This is a genomic window from Streptomyces kurssanovii (assembly GCF_040677245.1).
Classification (GTDB): Bacteria; Actinomycetota; Actinomycetes; order Streptomycetales; family Streptomycetaceae; genus Streptomyces; species Streptomyces kurssanovii.
Genome location: NZ_JBFAQK010000088.1, coordinates 1 through 18,372, shown reverse-complemented (window position 1 = coordinate 18,372; position 18,372 = coordinate 1). Strand labels below are relative to the sequence as shown.

Below are 18,372 nucleotides of genomic sequence, written 5' to 3'. Positions count from 1 at the left end.
GGACGGGCGGCAGGGGCCATGATGGAGACATGGCGGGCCTCGAAGGTGTGGGACAACCGCGGCAGCGCGTCGGCGCGACCGCCGCACGGTGGGTAGCTACGCCTGACCGTGCGCCGCCCTCGGCCCGCCCGCGCCGCCGCTCGGCGCACCCGCCGCTACGCCTGGGAGAGCCTTCCGCCGGCCCGTTGCCGTATGCGTGACGCCCCGCGCGCGGCGGCGCGGGCGGCCCGGCGGGCCCGGCGGCGGTCACGGCGCAACTGACGGGCCGTGCTGCTGGGCACCGACACCACACCGTTGCGCTGGTTCCACACCTGGCGGGTCACCCACACGTCGAGCACCGCCCATGTGGCGACCACCGTGCCGGCCACGGTGCTCAGCACCAACGGGAAGGCCAGCCACGCTCCGGAGAGCGTGAAGAGCAAGGCTGTCATCGCCTGAATCATCGTCAGCGACACGATGATCACCGCGCGGACCGCGGCTCTGCGGACAGGCTCGGCCATACGCCTTCTGGTCGCCGGCTCCTCCACCCAGAGCTGCCGCGGCACATACAGGTCGTCCGCCGCCGGCGTCGCCTCACGACGCTCGTCCGTGTCCATGGAACGTGTCACTCCCCACCTCTGTCCGACTTAACGGTGGCTGCCCGGATTCTGCCGCCCTACACCGGTTGGCCGCACAACACAGCTCAACCGCAGCGCAACCACCGCGCGTCGCCGTGCACTTCACGCACGTGGAAGCGGACTCTACGGTCGACAACGGCCGGATCCTTGTGCGTGGCGAGTGCGAACCCCCGGTGCCCCCGCAGGGAATGACGTACGACCAGGCGCGATGATTCCCGCAGAGCGAAGAGATCCAGCCATCTGCCCGGGTCCCGAAAACGACGTACCGACGCCGCCGCCCGGTACTCCCGGTAACGCCATCTCCACGAATACCAGGACATCCCATGATCAGACGGCGTTACGAAGGCCGAAAACCGTCCGGACGTGTCTTCGAGAAGCCTGTGCGGCAGTAGTAGGCTCACGCCGTTTGCTGACGGAACACCACCCGCACCGTGCGGGTCGAGCAGGGGGAGGCCATGCGCTTTCGCGGGAAGTCCATCCGCCGGAAGATCGTGGCGCTGCTGCTCGTCCCGCTGCTGTCGCTGACGGCCCTGTGGAGCTTCGCCACCGTACTGACCGGTCGGGAGGCGAGCCAGCTGCTGGCGGCGAGTTCCGTCGCCGAGCAGGTCGGCAAGCCCGTCGAGGACACCATCGACGTCATCCAGAAGGAACGCCGGCAGACGCTCGTGTACCTCGCGGACCGGCGTGCCTCCGGCGCGCAGCAGACCATGAACACCCGTCGGTCGGCCACCGACAGCGCCGTCGCCGCCGTGCGCCGCAACGCGCAGTCGTCCTCGGTCCGCGACGACCTGACCTCCGACTCGTCGCGCCGGCTGACGTCTCTGATCGACGCGTTCGACGGGCTCGACGCCCTGCGCCGGTCCGTGGACACGAACACCGTGACCCGCGCACAGGCGCTGGAGTTCTACAACGGCCTCATCGACCCCTCGCACGGATTCCTGCTGACGCTGCACGCCCTCGACGACGTCGAACTCGAACGTCAGGGCCGCGCGCTGGTCGGCCTCTCACGGGCCCGCGAGATGCTCGCCCGCGAGGACGCGCTGATCGCCTCCGCGCTGACGACACGGAAGACGACCGCCCGGGAGATCCGCGAACTCACCGACCACGCCGCGCACCGGCAGGTCTACTACGAGACCAACCTCGAGATGCTTCCCGCGCGCGACCGGGGGACGTTCCAGCAGTACTGGCGCAGCCCCGAGACGGCGCCCCTGCGTGACGCGGAGGAACGCATCATCGCCGCCGGGCCCGCCGACGGGCTCCCGCCCTCGGAGGCCGAGCGCTGGCAGCAGGCCGCCACCCCGGTACTCGACAACCTCGACCGCGAGGCCGCCGACGCCCGCGACCGCTACCAGGACCGGGTCGAACCCGCCGCGTACGGCGTCCTCGTCAAGGCGGGTGTGGCGGGCGTGCTCGGCTTCCTCGCCCTGCTCGTCTCCGTCATCGTGTCCGTCCGCATCGGCCGCGACCTGGTCCGCGACCTGTCCCGGCTGCGCAAGGAGGCCCACGAGGTGTCCGGCGTGCGGCTGCCCAGCGTCATGCGCCGCCTCGCCGCCGGAGAGCACGTCGACGTCGAGACGGAGGCCCCGCGGCTCGAGTACGAGAAGGACGAGATCGGCCAGGCCGGACAGGCCCTCAACACCCTCCAGCGGGCCGCCGTCGAGGCCGCGGTGCGCCAGGCGGACATGCGGCGCGGCGTCTCCGAGGTCTTCGTCAACCTCGCCCGCCGCAACCAGGTCCTGCTCCACCGTCAGCTGTCGCTCCTCGACACCATGGAGCGACGCACGGAGGACACCGAGGAACTGGCCGACCTCTTCCGTCTCGACCACCTGACCACCCGCATGCGGCGTCACGCGGAGGGCCTGGTGATCCTCTCGGGTGCGGCGCCCTCACGGCAGTGGCGCAAGCCCATCCAGCTGATGGACGTGGTGCGTGCCGCGGTCGCCGAGGTCGAGGACTACGAGCGCATCGAGGTACGCAGGCTGCCGCGCATCGGCGTCGGCGGTCCCGCCGTCGCCGACCTCACCCACCTCATAGCCGAACTCCTCGAGAACGCCACGGTGTTCTCGCCGCCGCACACCGGCGTCCAGGTCCTCGGCGAGCGGGTCGCCAACGGCTTCACCCTCGAGATCCACGACCGCGGTCTCGGCATGGCGGCCGACGCCCTCCTCGAAGCCAATCTGCGGCTCGCGGAGACACCCGAGTTCGAGCTCTCCGACACCGACCGGCTCGGCCTGTTCGTCGTCAGCCGCCTCGCCCAGCGCCAGAACGTCCGCGTCTCGCTCCAGCAGTCCCCGTACGGCGGTACGACCGCCGTGGTCTTCATACCGGCGGCCCTGCTCACGGAGGCGCCGGAGACCCAGGGCACCGGATTCCGGCTCGACCGCAAGAGCGAGAGCGCCGCCGGCAGGCGCGGTGACGGCAGGCAGCCGGCCCTGTCGAAGCTGCCCAGCGGTCTCGGGGCCGCCGCCGTCCTGGACGGCCCCGTCGAACTGGAGGCCCCGATCGGCGCGCTGGGCCTCGACGAGCGCGACCGTTCGCTCCTCGGCGACGACCGGCCCATGCCGGTGGACCCCGGCCGCCTCGCCGACATCGAGGACAGCGAGAGCGAACGGGGCGGCATCTTCCGTCCGCGCCGCCGCGGCGACGCGACGGGCGAGCAGCACCAGCAGGCTCCGGAACAGTCCGAGGAGCACCGCGCAGGCCCGGTGCCCCTGCCGAGGCGCAGGCCCCCGACGCTCGTCGCCGATCACGGCCGCAGGGTGGACGAGCGAGGCGCTGACGGTCGCGGCCATCCGGCCCCGGAGTCCGGGCGGGCCGTGGAGCCGACGCCGTTCGCGCGGCCGCCGCTCTCGGCGGCCCCCACACCGCTCACGTCCGACCGACGGGACCGCGGCAGGTCCGGGCCGGCGCCCGTGCCGCCGTCCGGCGACACGGCACGACCGTGGCCGGCGCGGCAGTCCGACGAAGGCCCCGCTCCCGCCGCTCCGCTGCTGGACGGTCTGCCCCGCCGCGTACGGCAGGCCAGCCTCGCACCCCAGCTCCGTGCCTCGGCCGCCGCTTCCGCGGAGCAGGGCGCCGCCTCCCCGGCGGCGGGCGAGCCGGAGCGCGACGCGGACGAGGTCCGCAGCCGCATGGCCTCCATGCAGCGCGGCTGGCAGCGCGGCCGCCGCCGCAACGCCGAGGAAGCCGCGGCAGAACAAGGCACCGACCCGGCCGTCGGCGACGGCCGGACCGCACCAGGATCGACATCGGAGGGGGACGGTCGATGACCGCACCGCACGCCGCAGCAACCGACGCCACAGGGGACCGGTTCGGAGCCCAGCGCCCGGGTGGTCTCAACTGGCTCCTCGACGAGCTGGTGGACCGCGTCGCCAGTATCCGCAAGGCCCTGGTGCTCTCCAGCGACGGCCTTGCCACCGGTACCTCCCGGGAACTCACCCGTGAGGACAGCGAGCATCTCGCCGCCGTCGCGTCCGGCTTCCACAGCCTGGCCAAGGGAGTCGGACGCCACTTCGACGCGGGTCAGGTCCGCCAGACCGTCGTCGAGCTCGACGAGGCGTTCCTCTTCGTCACCGCCGCGGGGGACGGCAGTTGCCTGGCCGTCCTCGCGGACGCCGACTCCGACGTGGGGCAGGTGGCGTACGAGATGACGCTGATGGTCAAGCGCGTCGGAGCGCACCTCGTCACCGCGCCACGGACCGGTCAGGCCGCCGGAGGGTGAGGCCATGAGTGAATCGCTGCGGCACGGCCGCAGGTCGCACCACTGGATCGACGCCGACGCCGGCCCGGTGGTGCGCCCGTACGCGATGACCCGAGGCCGCACCAGCCACGCCGGCCGCCACCGGCTCGACCTGATCGCCCTGGTCGTGCCGGAGGCCGCGGCCGACGATCCGGGCCGTGACCAGACGCTCTCGCCGGAACACGTCGAGATCGTCGAACGCTGTGGCAGCACCCCCCAGTCCATCGCCGAACTGGCCGCCGGTCTCGACCTGCCCGTCGGTGTGGTCCGTGTCCTCGTCGGCGACCTCGTCGACGACGCACTCGTACACGTAACCCGTCCCGTTCCGCCGGCCGAACTGCCGGACGTGAGCATTCTCCGCGAGGTGATCAATGGTCTTCGGGCGCTCTAGCCGCCGCAAGGCGCCGATCGAGCCGGTGACGCTGAAGATCCTGGTGGCAGGCGGCTTCGGCGTCGGCAAGACCACCCTGGTGGGCGCGGTCAGCGAGATCAAACCGCTGCGCACGGAGGAGACGCTCACCGAGGCCGGGCGGCCGGTGGACGACATCGCCGGCGTCGAGGGCAAGACGACCACCACGGTCGCCATGGACTTCGGGCGCATCACGCTCCGCGAGGACCTGGTCCTCTATCTGTTCGGCACCCCCGGACAGGACCGGTTCTGGTTCCTGTGGGACGAGTTGGCGCAGGGCGCGCTCGGGGCGGTCGTCCTCGCGGACACCCGCCGCCTGGAGGACTGCTTCGCGGGCGTCGACTACTTCGAACGCAGAGGCATCCCGTTCGCGGTCGCCGTCAACTGCTTCGAGGGGGCGAACCGTTTCCCGGAGGAGTCCGTACGGGCGGCCCTCGACCTCGACCCCGAGGTGCCGCTGCTGATGGGCGACGCGCGCTCCCGCGAATCGGTCAAGGACATCCTCGTCGCCGTCGTCGAGCACGCGCTGACGCGCGCCGACCAGGTCCGCGAACACGCCGCGACCGCCGGCACCTGAGGCCGGCCGGTACCTTCACAGGCACCTGGGCAGGTACCTTCGCCGGTACCTGGGCCCGTACCTTTGCAAGGCACCTGGGCCCGTCCCTTGGCAGGCACCAGAGACGGACACGGCCCGTACCCCCACCGACCGGGGTACGGGCCGTGAGCTCTTCGCCGCCGGGGTCCTGACGGCCGAGGGGCGTCGGGACCCCGGCCGCTCCGGGGCTCACCCGGGCGGAAGCCACCTAACTCCCGCCGGCGTCCTCCTCCCAGCCGAAGCTCTTCTCCACCGCCTTGCGCCAGTTGTGGTACTCGCGCTCGCGGACCTCGGCCTCCATCCGCGGCGACCACTCGACGTCCCGCTGCCAGTGGGTCTTGAGTTCGTCCAGGTCCGCCCAGACACCGGTCGCGAGTCCGGCCGCGTAGGCCGCGCCCAGGCAGGTCGTCTCCGACACCCTGGGCCGGATCACCGGCACGCCCAGCACGTCCGCCTGATGCTGCATCAGCAGATTGTTGGCGGTCATGCCCCCGTCGACCTTGAGCGTGGTGATCTGCACGCCGGAGTCCTGGTACATCGCGTCGACCACCTCGCGCGTCTGCCAGCTGGTCGCCTCCAGTACCGCCCGGGCCAGGTGGGCCTTCGTCACGTACCTGGTCAGGCCGGTGACGACGCCGCGCGCGTCGGAACGCCAGTAGGGCGCGTAGAGGCCGGAGAAGGCCGGCACGATGTACGCACCGCCGTTGTCCTCCACGCTCGCGGCGAGTGTCTCGATCTCGCCCGCCGAGCGGATGATGCCGAGCTGGTCGCGGAACCACTGCACGAGGGCGCCGGTGATGGCGATGGAGCCCTCCAGGCAGTAGACGGGTGACTCGTCGCCGATCTTGTAGCCGAGCGTGGTGATCAGCCCACTCTTCGACGGGACGGGCCGGTTGCCGGTGTTGAGGAGCAGGAAACTGCCCGTGCCGTAGGTGTTCTTGGCCGTTCCGGTGTCGTAGCAGGCCTGACCGAAGATCGCGGCCTGCTGGTCGCCGAGGGCGGAGGCCACCGGCACGCCCGCGAGCTGCCCGACGGCCGTCCCGTACACCTCGGAGGAGGACCGGATCTCGGGCAGCACCGCCCTGGGCACGTTCATGGCGGCGAGGTTCTCCTCGTCCCACTGGAGTGTCCGCAGGTCCATCAGCATCGTCCGGGACGCGTTGGTGACGTCGGTGACGTGCACACCGCCGTCCGTGCCGCCGGTGAGGTTCCAGATCAGCCACGAGTCGATGGTGCCGAAGGCGATCTCGCCCCGCTCGGCCCGCGCCCGCAGCCCCGGCACGTTGTCCAGCAGCCACGCGGCCTTGGGGCCGGAGAAGTAGCTGGCGAGCGGCAGGCCGGTGGTGTCGCGGAAGCGGTCCTGCCCGTCGGCGCCGCCCAGTTCGTGACAGAGCGCGGCGGTACGGGTGTCCTGCCAGACGATGGCGTTGTGCACCGGCTTTCCGGTGGCCCGCTCCCACATGAGGGTCGTCTCGCGCTGGTTGGTGATGCCCAGGGCGCTGAGCTGGTCGGCCCGCAGGCCGGCCTTGGCGACCGCCCCGGCGACGACGGCCTGCACCTTCGACCAGATCTCGGTGGCGTCGTGCTCCACCCAGCCCGGCTTGGGGAAGATCTGGCGGTGTTCACGCTGGTCGACGGCGACGATGGCGCCGTCCTGGTTGAAGATGATGCAGCGGCTTGACGTGGTGCCCTGATCGATGGCGGCGACGAACCTGTCCGTCATGGCGTCCCCTTGTCGGATCGGCTTCGGGATCGGCCCAGGCCGCCGGCGGCAGCCGGAGGCGCGGGGCCCGGAGGCCTAGAAGGCTGCGTTGAAGATGATTCCGGCCAGTAGCCCGCCGATGATCGGTCCGGCCACCGGCACCCAGGCGTAACCCCAGTCGGAGGTCCCCTTGTTGGGGATCGGCAGCACGGCGTGCACGATGCGCGGACCCAGGTCGCGGGCCGGGTTGATGGCGTAGCCGGTCGGCCCGCCGAGCGAGAGGCCGATGCCGACGACCAGCAGCGACACCAGCAGGATGGAGATGCCCGAGCCGTAGATCCCTGCGTCCTCCCCGGGGATCTGCCCGATGCCGATGCCGTCGTTCCTCCCGAACGCGAGGAGCGGGAGCACGAGTCCGATCGTGGCGATGACCTCGGTGAGGACGTTCGCCCACGGCTTGCGGATCTCCGGACCGGTCGCGAAGATCCCGAGCGTCGGCTGGGCGTCGGCGATGTCCGCGTTCGCCTGGAACTGCGCGAAGTAGACCAGGTAGGCGAGTACGGCGCCGAGGACCGCGCCCACCATCTGCGCCAGGATGTAGAGCGGTACCTTGCCCCATTCCCCGGTGTCGACGGCGAGTCCCACGGTCACGGCCGGGTTGAGGTGGCCGCCCGACAGCGGTGCGGCGGTGTACGCGCCGGCCAGTACGCCGAAACCCCAGCCGAAGGCGATGACGACCCAGCCGGCTGCCCTGGCCTTCGAGTGGTGCAGTGTGACGGCGGCGCAGACGCCCGCGCCGAAGAGGATGAGTATCGCGGTTCCGATGACCTCGCCGAGAAATATGTCCGAGTTGCTCATGGCGGCTCCTTGGCCCTCACCCGGGACACCGGCCCCGGCCCTCCGTGCAGGGTTCGCGCTCCATGTGCGTTCCATGGATTCCATGGCTGCGGAGCCGAGGGCAGGGCGGGTCCCTGCCACGCCCGGCGTCCGTGACGAGCGTGGTGAGCTGCGCGGCGGCCTGCGGGGGCTGCCGACGAACAGGCAGTTTTCACCTGCCGTGATGGGCCGTCAAGGTCGCGGACAGCATGCGCAGTTCACGGCAGGTGCTGGACACCGCCCCCAGGAATGTCACGTTCTCCGGACCGCTCGGCGGACGCCCACGACCGTGGAACCATGACCGGACAGCGGCCCGTCAGCGGTTCTCCGCCAGCCACTTGGCCGCGATCTCGGCCAGTTCCCCGTCCCTGCCCGACAGCATCATCCGGATCATCTGCACGTCGCCGCGGAGCGACCACGCGGGATGCCCGAACGTCGCCGGGTTGTTCTTCTCGATGAGGAAGTGGGCCGGCCACGCCGTCCCGTAACCGATGAGCGGCAGGGCGGCCAGATACCGCTTCCGCCCCCGCGCCAGCCCGTACACGCTGACCGCGAGCCCGGTCAGCGTGCCCGTCAGATGCACCCAGCGGGTCGCCGCCCGTGAGTGCATCGCGACGTAGTAGGGCCAGAACTCCTCGTACGACTCGAACGTCTGCTGCTGCGCCATTCCCGCACCGTAGCCGCCTCGGCGCGCGGCGTCAGCCCACCCGGTGCCCTGCCACCGAACGAACGGCGACGGGGAAGTCGAAGTACGTGCCGGGGAACGGCTCCGGCTTGTACGTGAAGTGCCACCACTCCTCCGGCAGGTTGACGAAACCGACCGCCGCCAGCGTGCCCCGCAGCAGGTCGCGGTTGGCGCGCTGTTCTGCGGTGATCCGCGGGTCGTCGGTGTGCGACAGCGTGTCGAAGCAGTCGTAGCCGGTCCCCATGTCGACGGAGTTGTCCGGGAAGCGGTCCTCCTTCGGCGCGTAGCACGGCACGAGCGCCTCACCCGGGACGTACGGGCGGGTGGGCGCCGCCGGCAGCCTCACGATCGTCAGGTCCACCGTGCTGCCCCGGCTGTGGCCGGACTTCTCCGCGATGTAACCGTCCGCGAACAGACGCGACTTGTCGACATGCGGATAGAACTCCTCCTTCATCGCCTCGTCCTCGAGATCCTTGGCCCACCGCACGAAGTGGTCGACGGCACGTTGCGGGCGGTAACAGTCGTACACCTTCAACGAGTAGCCCTGCCGAAGCAGCTGTGACTGCGCCCTGCGCAGGGCCTCGGCCGCCGGGCGCGTGAGGATGCACACCGGCTGCCGGTAACCGTCCACCGGCACGCCCACGAAGTTGTGCTCCGTCGTGTAACGCATCTCCTGGATGATCGTCGGCGCCACGGTGCGCAACGCCACGAACTCCCGTGGCGCCTTGGGCTCCGGAGCGGCCTGCGCGGCGGGCGCCACCGAGGTGACGCAGAGCAGAGCCGCGGCCGCGGCGGTCAGAATACGGACGGCTGAACCAAGTCGAGTCATGCCCACCGTTTATCAGTAACCGCTCCTCCCGGAAAGGGTGATCGGATACAGTCCGCGCGTGTCCAAGGACTCCCACTGCGGCCATTGCGGAGCGACGTACGGCGCCGACGCGGGCTGGCCGCGCACCTGCCCGGCCTGCGGCGCGACCGCCTACCGCAATCCGCTGCCGGTCGCCGTCGCCCTTCAGCCCGTACACGACCCCGCCCACGGCACCGGCCTCGTCGTCATCACGCGCACCATCGAACCCGCCCGCGGCGGCACCGCCCTGCCCGGGGGTTTCATCGATCACGGCGAGGACTGGCGGCACGCGGTGGTCCGCGAACTGTGGGAGGAGACCGGTATCAAGGCCCGTGAGCACGAGGTGCGGCTCGCCGACGTCCTCAGCTCCCCGGCCGGCCACCTGCTCGTGTTCGGGCTGCTGCCGACACTTCCGGCGGCCGCTCTGCCGACGTTCGTCCCCACCGAGGAGACCGGCGAGCGGCGGCTCCTGAACGCCCCGGAGCCCTTGGCGTTCCCCCTGCACACCATCGCGGCCCGCAATTGGTTCGCCGGCTCCTACGACCGCTGAGGCCGCGCACCTCTCACTCGAGCCCCCGTACCCGGACCGGCCCCTCCACCACCGACTGCCCGTCGTCGGTGGCCCGTTCCACCACCACACGCCCGCCCGACAGCCGTGACGTGTACCGCTCGATCTCCGGCTCCGCCCACCCGTCGCCGGCGTCCCGCACCACCAGCCCGCCACCCCTGCGGCCCGCTGCCGGCGCCCACACCTCCAGCCCGACCCGGTCCGCCCGCGTACCGCCGTCCCGCGCGCCACCGCCCCGGGCACCGCCGTCGTCGTCGAGCACCGGAAGCACCGCCCCCGCCCGCGCGAGCACCGGGATCCGCGACACCGGCGCGTCCACCAGCACCTGCCCCGGCCCCTCGTACGGCCGGCCCGAAGCCGTGTCGTACCACCGTCCGCGCGGCAGCCGCACGGCCCGCCGGTCGGCCCCGGGCTCCAGGACCGGCGCCACCAGCAGCGAATCGCCCAGCAGGAACGCGTCCTCGCAGTCCCGCAGCGCCCGGTCCCCGGCAGAACGCCACCACAGGGGACGCACATACGGCGCCCCCGTCAGCCGCGCGAGGTGCGCCAGTGTCATGAAGTACGGCCCCAGCCGCTCCCGCTCCACGAGTACGGCCCTGGCCTGCGCCGTCACCTCCGGCCCGTACACCCAGGGCGCCGCGGAATCCCGCATCCGCAACAGCGGCAGATATGCCGCCAGTTGCAGCCGGCGCAGATACAGCTCGGCGGACAGCCCGTCACCGCCCTCCACGTCCGGGCCCGAGTACGGGACGCCGCAGAGCCCGAGGCCCAGCACCAGGGACAGCGCGGCACGCAGCCCCGGCCAGCCCGTCGTCAGGTCTCCCACCCAGGCACCCCCGTACCTCTGCATGCCCGCCCAGCCGGAACGGGAGAGGAGAAACGGCCGCTCCTCGGGAAGCGTCCCGCGCATCCCCTCGTACGCGGCCCGCGCCATGGCCGACCCGTAGACGTTGTGGGCCTCCCGGTGGTCGCCGCCGCGGCCCTCCAGCACGTGCCGTGACGAACGGGGCAGGGTCGCACCGGGGAACGCCGTACAGGACACCGGCTCGTTCCCGTCCAGCCACATACCGGCGAAGCCCTCCGCGGACACCTGCCCGGACAGCTCTCCCCACCACTCACGCACCCGCGGATCCGTGAAGTCCGGGAAGACGCAGTCGCCCCGGCCGGCCGTTCCCCGCACCTCGGAACCTCCCGTGTCCCGGACGAACAAACCCCCGGCCGAACCCTGCCCGTACAGCACGTCCTCGGGCCCGGCGCTCACCGCCGGACACACCGCACGCACCAACCGCACCCCGTCCTCCCGGAGGTCCTTCGCCAGGACGGACAACCGGGGAAACCCGTCGAGGTCCGCCGCGGGCCCGGCCGTCGCACCGTGGAGACCGCCGCCGACATGGACCGCCGACAGCGGCAGCCCGCGCTCCCGATGGGCCTCGACCGTGCGGCGCACGTCCTCCTCGCCCCCGGCCGGCCGGACATGCTGCGGGCCCAGCGCCCAGGACGGGGGCAGCGCCGGCGCGCCGGTCAGCTGCGCCCAGCCGCCGAGGACGCGCGCCGGGGTGCCCACCAGCACCCAGCTGCGCAGCGGCCCGCCCTCCATGCGCAGCTCGACCGTGCCCGGCCTGTCGTGGCCGGAACCGGCACCCTCCTGGCCCTCGCGCACGATGACGCGCCCGTCCCACGTGTTGTCGTGGAACGCCAGGTGGCAGCCGGCGTCCGCCACCACGGTCTGCACCGGCATCGTGATGTGCAGCGGATCGTCGCCGGGGCCGAACCCGGGCCGCGGCGCCGTGTTCCACAGCCGGTACGACCCGTCACGCAACCGGGGGCCCGACGCCCTGCCGCCGAGGCCGAACAGCCGGGCGTCGGCCGCGATCTCACTGCGCTGCACCCAGCGGGCCGGACCCCCTTCCACCGGCTCCCACCAGCGCGGCGGCAGGTCGCGGCGCAGCACCACACCGCCGGGTGTACGGATCTCCACCGCGCCGTGCCGTGAGACGGCGACGGTCAGACGCTCGGACACCACCTGCCAGCCGCCGTCCTTGTCCGGCTCCAGCCCGGCGCGCGGATCCGGCTCCGGGAGAGCACCGCCCAGCGCGTACGACGGCTCCGGCCGCGCACCGTCCCAGCCACGGAACACCGCGCCGCCCACCGTCACCATGATGTGCAGCTCGGAACGGGCGAACCGGACGGTCCCGCCGCCCGGCAACGGCTCCGCCCCCTCCGCGGGCCCCGGCACTCTGGCCCGCTCGGCACCCCGGGGCGCCAGCCCCACGGCATCGGCCCGGTGCCGGCGCCACGCCGAGCGCAGCGCCCGCAGCCCCTGTGCCGTACCGAGAGTTGTCACCGCGCGCACCAGATCACGACCGTCCATGCCGTTCACCCTGCCACCGGGAACGGGGCTCCGATGCGCTGTTCAACTGCCGTTCACCCATGGTGGGAGCACATATTCGCCACGCCGACCATGGGGGATCCGCCCTGGTGCGAATGACGATCACATGGCATCGTCCTGTCAGCCGCGTCCGCGCCACCCCGCCCGTGCGCGGCGCACGCATACACCGCGTAGAGCCAGCCCGGGAGCCGCCCCATGACCTCAGCAGCGAACCATGCCCCTCTCTGGCAGCCCGACCCCGACCGCATCGCCGCCGCCCGGATCACCCGCTTCCAGGCCTGGGCGGCCGAGCACCACGGGGCTCCCGCCGAGGGGGGATACCAGGCGCTGCACCGCTGGTCCGTCGACGAGCTGGAGACGTTCTGGCAGGCGGTCGCCGAGTGGTTCGAGATCCGCTTCGCCACCCCCTACGCACGCGTACTCGCCGACCGCTCGATGCCCGGCGCCCAGTGGTTCCCCGGCGCCACCCTCAATTACGCGGAGCACGCCCTGCGCACCGCCGAGGACCCGGCACGTGCACATGACCCCGCTCTGCTTCATGTGGACGAGACACATGAGCCGACGCCCATCAGCTGGTCCGAGCTCCGCCGCCAGGTCGGAGCGCTCGCCGCGGAACTGCGCGCCCTCGGCGTCCGCCCCGGCGACCGCGTCAGCGGCTACCTCCCCAACATCCCGCAGGCCGTCACCGCCTTCCTCGCCACCGCCGCCGTCGGTGCCGTGTGGACCTCCTGCGCCCCCGACTTCGGGGCCCGCAGCGTCCTCGACCGCTTCCAGCAGGTCGAACCAGTCGTCCTGTTCACCGTCGACGGCTACCGCTACGGCGGCAAGGAGCACGACCGCACAGAGACCGTCGCCGAACTCCGCCGCGAACTGCCCACGCTGCGCGCCGTCGTCCACATCCCGCTGCTCGGCACCGACGCCCCCGTAGGCGCCCTCGACTGGTCCGCGGTGACCTCGGGCGACGCCGAGCCGGTGTTCGAGCAGGTCCCCTTCGACCACCCTCTGTGGGTGCTCTACTCCTCCGGCACCACCGGCCTCCCGAAGGCCATCGTCCAGTCGCAGGGCGGGATCCTGCTCGAGCACTTCAAGCAGATCGGCCTGCACTGCGACCTCGGCCCCGGCGACCGGTTCTTCTGGTACACCTCCACCGGCTGGATGATGTGGAACTTCCTCGTCTCCGGCCTGCTCACCGGCACCACCGTGGTCCTGTACGACGGCAGCCCCGGCTACCCCGACACCGGCGCGCAGTGGCGCATCGCCGAACGCACCGGTGCCACCCTGTTCGGTACCTCCGCCGCCTACGTCATGGCCTGCGCCAAGGCCGACGTCCACCCCGGACGGGACTTCGACCTCTCCCGCGTCAAGTGCGTCGCCACCACCGGCTCCCCACTGCCGCCCGACGGCTTCCGCTGGCTCCACGACGAGGTGGCGGACGACCTGTGGATCGCCTCCGTCAGCGGCGGAACGGACGTGTGCAGCTGCTTCGCCGGCGCCGTCCCCACGCTCCCGGTCGAGATCGGCGAACTCCAGGCCGCCTGCCTCGGCACCGACCTCCGGTCCTGGGACCCGCAGGGCAAGCCGGTCATCGGCGAGGTCGGCGAACTGGTGGTCACCAACCCCATGCCGTCCATGCCCATCCGCTTCTGGAACGACCCCGACGGCAGCCGCTACCGCGACAGCTACTTCGAGATGTACCCGGGCGTATGGCGGCACGGCGACTGGATCACCATCACCGACCGCGGCTCGGTGATCATCCACGGCCGCTCCGACTCCACACTCAACCGCCAGGGCGTCCGCATGGGCTCCGCCGACATCTACGAGGTCGTCGAACGCCTCCCGGAGATCCGCGAGTCCCTGGTCATCGGCCTCGAGGAACCGGACGGCGGCTATTGGATGCCGCTCTTCGTCCACCTCGCGGAAGGGGCCGTCCTCGACGACGCCCTCCGCACCCGGATCAAGCAGTCCATCCGCGAGAACCTCTCCCCGCGCCACGTACCGGACGACATCATCGAGGTCCCCGGCGTCCCCCACACCCTCACCGGCAAGCGCATCGAGGTCCCGGTCAAGCGGCTCCTCCAGGGCACCCCGCTCGACAAGGCGGTCAACCCGGGCTCCGTCGACAACCTCGCGCTCCTCGCCTTCTACGAGGACGTCGCCCGCAACCGCACGTAAGCCAGAACCGCACCCCGGACCCGGCCCCGCTCGCACAACGGGTCCGGGCCCCGTGGGCGACTGCCGGAGCCGATTGTCAGTGCCTCCCACTACCGTGAGTCACGAATGATCGACAGCGCACTGGGGGAATCGGCATGGCGCACACCAAGCAGTCCAAGCGGACCGGCACCAACGCATCGCTGCGGCGCGCACTGCGCCGGGAAGTCCCGAGCACGGTCGGCATCCTCGCCGACGAACAGGACTTCACACGGATGCGCCGCTACCGCACCTTCGCCTTCGACGACTACACGGCCTACCTCAGGCAGGCCGAGCAACTGCTGAAAACCTTGTCCGCGCAGCAACTGCACACGTCCGTCGCCCTCTTCGACCCCGAAGAGTTCGCCGAGTACTGCGCGGAGGCCGGCATCGACGCCGACGCCCCCGCCGGCCGCAGCCGATTCACCGCGGAGCTCGCAGGCCGCGGCGCGAACGTCCCCTACACCGGCCAGCCGCTCGGGAACCTGCTGCCCCAGCTGATCGACAAGACCGTCCGCCAGGCCACCTGGGAGTACGCCACCCTGCTCCTCGCCGACCTCGGCATGTGCGCCGACTGCGGCCAGGACATCGGCAGGTCCGCCTTCGACCGGGCGTCGAGCACCCTGATGCGCCTCCTCGAAGCGGCCGGGCCGGGGGAGCACCACCTCGTCTGCAGCGTCCCCGGCCCCGACGAGCAGCTCCTCGCCGTGCTCCACGCCCAGGGCGGCACATCGTCCTCCGCCCGGATCGACGCGGGGGAAGGAGCCGAATTCGTCACCGTCCTCGCAGCCGGCATCGCGCTGGAGAGCACCGGCGGACTGGTCCTGCGCACCAGCGCACCGGACACCGCCGACCGCGTCCACGGCTGGCGCCTCCACCAGGGGCGCCTGGAGCCGCTCACCGCCGGAGAGGTGTTCAGCGCCTACTGCACCGACGCGACCACCGGCGACCCGCTGTCACCGGAACCGGGCGTCGAATACTGCGCGGGTTTCCCCGTCGCCACGGACGACCCGGACAGCCACCACTGACGGCCACCACTGACGGAAGGAGGGGCTTCCCACCGTCGGCGGGAAGCCCCTCCATACCGTCCTCCGAAAGCGCCTACTCCCCGGAAAGAACCGCCTGGGCGGCCGTCCGGGCCTCCTCGGCGGTGTCCGACGCACGCGCCGCGGCGGCCGCACGCTCGCACTGCGCCAGCGTGTACTTCGCCAGCGTCGCCCGCACATACGGGATCGACGCGGCGCCCATCGACAGCGACGTCACACCGAGACCCGTGAGCACACAGGCCAGCAGCGGATCCGAGGCCGCCTCACCGCACACACCACAGCTCTTGCCCTCGGCCTTGGCGGCCTCCGCGGACAGCGCCACCAGGTCGAGCAGCGCCGGCTGCCACGGGTCCTGCAGCCGGGACACCGCACCCACCTGCCGGTCGGCGGCGAAGGTGTACTGCGCGAGGTCGTTCGTGCCCAGAGACAGGAACTCGACCTCCTGAAGGATCGACCGTGCCCGCAAGGCTGCGGACGGGATCTCCACCATCGCCCCGAACTTCGCCTGAAGCCCCGCCTGCCGGCACGCGTCCGCGAACGCCTTGGCATCGATACGGTCCGCCACCATCGGCGCCATGACCTCGAGGTAGACGGGCAGCCCCTGCGCCGCCTTCGACAGCGCCGACAGCTGCGTCCGCAGCACCTCCGGGTGGTCCAGCAGCGAACGCAGCCCGCGCACACCCAGCGCGGGGTTGGGCTCGTCGGCCGGCGTCAGGAAGTCGAGCGGCTTGTCCGCGCCGGCGTCCAGCACCCGTACGACCACGCGCCCCTCGGGGAACGCCTCGAGCACCTTGCGGTACGCCTCGACCTGCTTCTCCTCCGACGGCGCCTGCTTGCTGTCGTCGAGGAACAGGAACTCGGTACGGAACAGACCCACACCCTCGGCCCCGGCGTCCACGGCCGCCGGAACATCCGCGGGCCCTCCGACATTGGCCAGCAGCGGCACCTTGTGCCCGTCCGAGGTCGCCCCCGGCCCGCTGGACGCCGACAGTGCCGCCTTCCGCTCCGCGGCAGCACGCTCCATCTGCGCCCGCTTCTCGTCGCTCGGCTCCACGAAGATCTCGCCGGTGCTGCCGTCGACGGCGATCATCGTGCCCTCGGCGAGCTCACCCGCTCCCGGCAACGCGACCACGGCAGGCACCCCGAGCGCCCGCGCCAGGATGGCGCTGTGACTCGTGGGCCCGCCCTCCTCCGTGACGAACCCGAGCACCAGGGCGGGGTCCAGCAGCGCGGTGTCCGCCGGCGCCAGATCGCGCGCGATCAGTACATACGGCTCGTCGCTGTCCGGCACACCCGGCATCGGCACACCCAGCAGCCGCGCCACGATCCGGTTCCGCACGTCGTCAAGATCCGCGACCCGGCCGGCCAGGTACTCGCCGGCACCCGCCAGCAGAGCCCGGTAGGCCGCGAACGCGTCGTACACCGCACGCTCGGCGGTGCTGCCGACGGCGATACGGCGGTCGACGTCGGACATGAGCTCCGGGTCCTGCGCCATCATGGCCTGCGCCTCGAGCACGGCCTGCGCCTCACCACCGGCCAGGTTGCCCCGCGCGATCAGGTCGGCGGCCACCGCTTCGACGGCCTGGCGGGCGCGCCCCTGCTCGCGCTCCGCGTCCTGCGCGGGGATCTGCTTGGCCGGCGGCTCGAGAACCGCCGTGCCCATGTGCCGCACCTCGCCGATCGCCACACCGTGGCTCACGCCGACGCCTCGCAGCGTTGTCTCCATTTCACCGTCTCCGATTGGGCGGCGGTCCAGCCGCCGCGATGGATGTCCGACTCGCCGTCACCGACGTCGGCGGGTCACTGCCAGCCGAAGAGGCTTTCCCCGGCCTTCACGTCCCCGCTCTCACGGACGTCGGACAGGGAGTCGGGTGTGGCCTCGAGTGCCACGACCGGGCAGATGGCGGACTTCCCCGCGGCCTCCACGGCCGCCGGGTCCCAGCGCACCACGGACTGGCCGCGCCGCACCGTGTCGCCCTTGTTGACGAGGAGCTCGAAGCCCTCGCCGTTGAGCTGCACCGTGTCGATACCGAGGTGCGTCAGCACACCGTGCCCCTCGTCGTCCACGACGACGAAGGCATGCGGGTGGAGGGACACGATGATGCCGTCCACCGGGGAGACCGCCTCAGACGGCTCACGCACGGGGTCGATGGCCGTCCCGGGCCCGACCATCGCACCGGAGAACACCGGGTCGGGCACGGCCGCGAGGCCGATGGCCCGGCCGGCAAGAGGGGACGTCACTGTGGTCATGGAGCCTCCCAGGGGCGGAGATTCGTCAGGCGCCGTCACCGCTGTTTGCCGGACGACGCGCTGCTGTGAAGAGTAGGTCATGAGAAGTCCTAGTTCCGCCCCTGATCTACCAGTTGACGGACCTAGGTGTGCACCGGAAGGGATTTGCGTCATCTGCCGGTGAAGTTGTAGTCTCGTACATCTGCTGGACCCCAACGCGACACTGAGTCGGGGGTTGCCGGCAGCGCCTGTCAGGGCGAGATCCTAACTGGTCTAAACCACTGCACGTCCTCCGGGACGACCGCGGGGTGGTGGTCAGGAGGGCCGGAAAAGCCTGATAGTGTTTGAAACACCGAAGGGAAGCGCCCGGAGGGCCCCGAGAAGGGCCCAAAGGAAGCGTCCGTTCCTTGAGAACTCAACAGTGTGCCAAAAATCAACGCCAGATATGTTGATACCCCGTCCATCTTCGGATGGTCGAGGTTC

The 18,372-nt window shown here is 71.6% G+C and carries 15 protein-coding genes; 7 read left to right on the top strand and 8 right to left on the bottom strand.

Annotated elements, in window-relative coordinates; all coding sequences use genetic code 11:
* Positions 1-155: 155 nt before the first annotated feature.
* Positions 156-596, bottom strand: a complete 441-nt coding sequence (locus AB0K36_RS33185; RefSeq protein ID WP_364601292.1) for a hypothetical protein — start codon at positions 594-596, stop codon at positions 156-158.
* A 476-nt stretch (positions 597-1,072) separates the two neighbouring features.
* Between AB0K36_RS33185 and AB0K36_RS33180 the strand changes: the two genes are divergently transcribed.
* From AB0K36_RS33180 to AB0K36_RS33165, 4 genes are read left to right on the top strand one after another with little or no spacing between them, the layout of a single operon-like run.
* The gene (locus AB0K36_RS33180; RefSeq protein ID WP_364601291.1) at positions 1,073-3,886 is read left to right on the top strand and encodes a sensor histidine kinase; all 2,814 of its coding nucleotides are present in this window, start codon (positions 1,073-1,075) and stop codon (positions 3,884-3,886) included.
* On the top strand, positions 3,883-4,338 hold the full coding sequence (locus tag AB0K36_RS33175; RefSeq protein ID WP_159693960.1) for a roadblock/LC7 domain-containing protein: 456 nt from the start codon (positions 3,883-3,885) through the stop codon (positions 4,336-4,338). The genes AB0K36_RS33180 and AB0K36_RS33175 overlap by 4 nt, the downstream gene beginning before the upstream one ends.
* Before the next feature lie 4 nt (positions 4,339-4,342).
* Positions 4,343-4,747 (top strand): DUF742 domain-containing protein, encoded by a 405-nt coding sequence (locus tag AB0K36_RS33170; RefSeq protein WP_005320095.1) that lies wholly within the window; start codon positions 4,343-4,345, stop codon positions 4,745-4,747.
* Positions 4,728-5,342 carry a GTP-binding protein gene (locus AB0K36_RS33165; RefSeq protein ID WP_005320097.1) on the top strand — a complete coding sequence of 205 codons (615 nt, stop codon included), beginning with the start codon at positions 4,728-4,730 and terminating at the stop codon, positions 5,340-5,342. The genes AB0K36_RS33170 and AB0K36_RS33165 overlap by 20 nt, the downstream gene beginning before the upstream one ends.
* Before the next feature lie 226 nt (positions 5,343-5,568).
* On the opposite strand, the gene glpK is transcribed toward AB0K36_RS33165, so the two are convergent.
* The 4 genes from glpK to AB0K36_RS33145 all read right to left on the bottom strand — a co-directional run bounded on the left by glpK (position 5,569) and on the right by AB0K36_RS33145 (position 9,452).
* Positions 5,569-7,083, bottom strand: coding sequence for a glycerol kinase GlpK (glpK, locus tag AB0K36_RS33160; protein WP_364601289.1), 1,515 nt, complete (start codon positions 7,081-7,083; stop codon positions 5,569-5,571).
* A gap of 75 nt (positions 7,084-7,158) precedes the next feature.
* Complete coding sequence (locus tag AB0K36_RS33155; protein WP_364601287.1) at positions 7,159-7,920, bottom strand: MIP/aquaporin family protein; 762 nt, start codon at positions 7,918-7,920, stop codon at positions 7,159-7,161.
* Between the two features lie 334 nt (positions 7,921-8,254).
* A complete protein-coding gene (locus tag AB0K36_RS33150) occupies positions 8,255-8,605 on the bottom strand; it encodes an Mpo1-like protein (protein ID WP_307705330.1) in 351 nt (116 codons plus the stop codon).
* A gap of 31 nt (positions 8,606-8,636) precedes the next feature.
* Entirely contained in the window at positions 8,637-9,452 is an 816-nt protein-coding gene (locus AB0K36_RS33145; RefSeq protein ID WP_364601285.1) for a M15 family metallopeptidase, read from the bottom strand.
* A 58-nt stretch (positions 9,453-9,510) separates the two neighbouring features.
* On the opposite strand from AB0K36_RS33145, the gene AB0K36_RS33140 reads away from it, so the two are divergent.
* Entirely contained in the window at positions 9,511-10,020 is a 510-nt protein-coding gene (locus tag AB0K36_RS33140) for an NUDIX domain-containing protein (RefSeq protein ID WP_364601283.1), read from the top strand.
* A gap of 13 nt (positions 10,021-10,033) precedes the next feature.
* Here the strand turns inward: AB0K36_RS33140 and AB0K36_RS33135 are convergent, their stop codons facing one another.
* Positions 10,034-12,409, bottom strand: coding sequence for a glycoside hydrolase family 31 protein (locus AB0K36_RS33135; RefSeq protein WP_364601281.1), 2,376 nt, complete (start codon positions 12,407-12,409; stop codon positions 10,034-10,036).
* A 213-nt stretch (positions 12,410-12,622) separates the two neighbouring features.
* Here AB0K36_RS33135 and AB0K36_RS33130 point away from each other — a divergent pair, with 213 nt between their 5' ends.
* Both AB0K36_RS33130 and AB0K36_RS33125 read left to right on the top strand, forming a co-directional pair.
* Positions 12,623-14,599, top strand: a complete 1,977-nt coding sequence (locus AB0K36_RS33130) for an acetoacetate--CoA ligase (protein WP_364601279.1) — start codon at positions 12,623-12,625, stop codon at positions 14,597-14,599.
* Between the two features lie 134 nt (positions 14,600-14,733).
* Complete coding sequence (locus AB0K36_RS33125) at positions 14,734-15,642, top strand: DUF8829 domain-containing protein (protein ID WP_364601277.1); 909 nt, start codon at positions 14,734-14,736, stop codon at positions 15,640-15,642.
* 73 nt (positions 15,643-15,715) lie between these two features.
* Here the strand turns inward: AB0K36_RS33125 and ptsP are convergent, their stop codons facing one another.
* Positions 15,716-17,386 carry a phosphoenolpyruvate--protein phosphotransferase gene (ptsP, locus tag AB0K36_RS33120; RefSeq protein ID WP_364601275.1) on the bottom strand — a complete coding sequence of 557 codons (1,671 nt, stop codon included), beginning with the start codon at positions 17,384-17,386 and terminating at the stop codon, positions 15,716-15,718.
* A gap of 74 nt (positions 17,387-17,460) precedes the next feature.
* Positions 17,461-17,910 (bottom strand): PTS sugar transporter subunit IIA, encoded by a 450-nt coding sequence (locus AB0K36_RS33115; protein ID WP_364601273.1) that lies wholly within the window; start codon positions 17,908-17,910, stop codon positions 17,461-17,463.
* Positions 17,911-18,372 lie beyond the last annotated feature (462 nt).

Coding starts and splice junctions, on each gene's coding strand:
- glpK (WP_364601289.1), bottom strand. CDS start 7,083: ATGACGGACAGGTTCGTCGCCGCCATCGATCAGGGCACCACGTCAAGC.
- AB0K36_RS33130 (WP_364601279.1), top strand. CDS start 12,623: ATGACCTCAGCAGCGAACCATGCCCCTCTCTGGCAGCCCGACCCCGAC.
- AB0K36_RS33155 (WP_364601287.1), bottom strand. CDS start 7,920: ATGAGCAACTCGGACATATTTCTCGGCGAGGTCATCGGAACCGCGATA.
- AB0K36_RS33135 (WP_364601281.1), bottom strand. CDS start 12,409: ATGGACGGTCGTGATCTGGTGCGCGCGGTGACAACTCTCGGTACGGCA.
- AB0K36_RS33170 (WP_005320095.1), top strand. CDS start 4,343: ATGAGTGAATCGCTGCGGCACGGCCGCAGGTCGCACCACTGGATCGAC.
- AB0K36_RS33125 (WP_364601277.1), top strand. CDS start 14,734: ATGGCGCACACCAAGCAGTCCAAGCGGACCGGCACCAACGCATCGCTG.
- AB0K36_RS33180 (WP_364601291.1), top strand. CDS start 1,073: ATGCGCTTTCGCGGGAAGTCCATCCGCCGGAAGATCGTGGCGCTGCTG.
- AB0K36_RS33150 (WP_307705330.1), bottom strand. CDS start 8,605: ATGGCGCAGCAGCAGACGTTCGAGTCGTACGAGGAGTTCTGGCCCTAC.
- AB0K36_RS33175 (WP_159693960.1), top strand. CDS start 3,883: ATGACCGCACCGCACGCCGCAGCAACCGACGCCACAGGGGACCGGTTC.
- ptsP (WP_364601275.1), bottom strand. CDS start 17,386: ATGGAGACAACGCTGCGAGGCGTCGGCGTGAGCCACGGTGTGGCGATC.
- AB0K36_RS33185 (WP_364601292.1), bottom strand. CDS start 596: ATGGACACGGACGAGCGTCGTGAGGCGACGCCGGCGGCGGACGACCTG.
- AB0K36_RS33145 (WP_364601285.1), bottom strand. CDS start 9,452: ATGACTCGACTTGGTTCAGCCGTCCGTATTCTGACCGCCGCGGCCGCG.
- AB0K36_RS33115 (WP_364601273.1), bottom strand. CDS start 17,910: ATGACCACAGTGACGTCCCCTCTTGCCGGCCGGGCCATCGGCCTCGCG.
- AB0K36_RS33165 (WP_005320097.1), top strand. CDS start 4,728: ATGGTCTTCGGGCGCTCTAGCCGCCGCAAGGCGCCGATCGAGCCGGTG.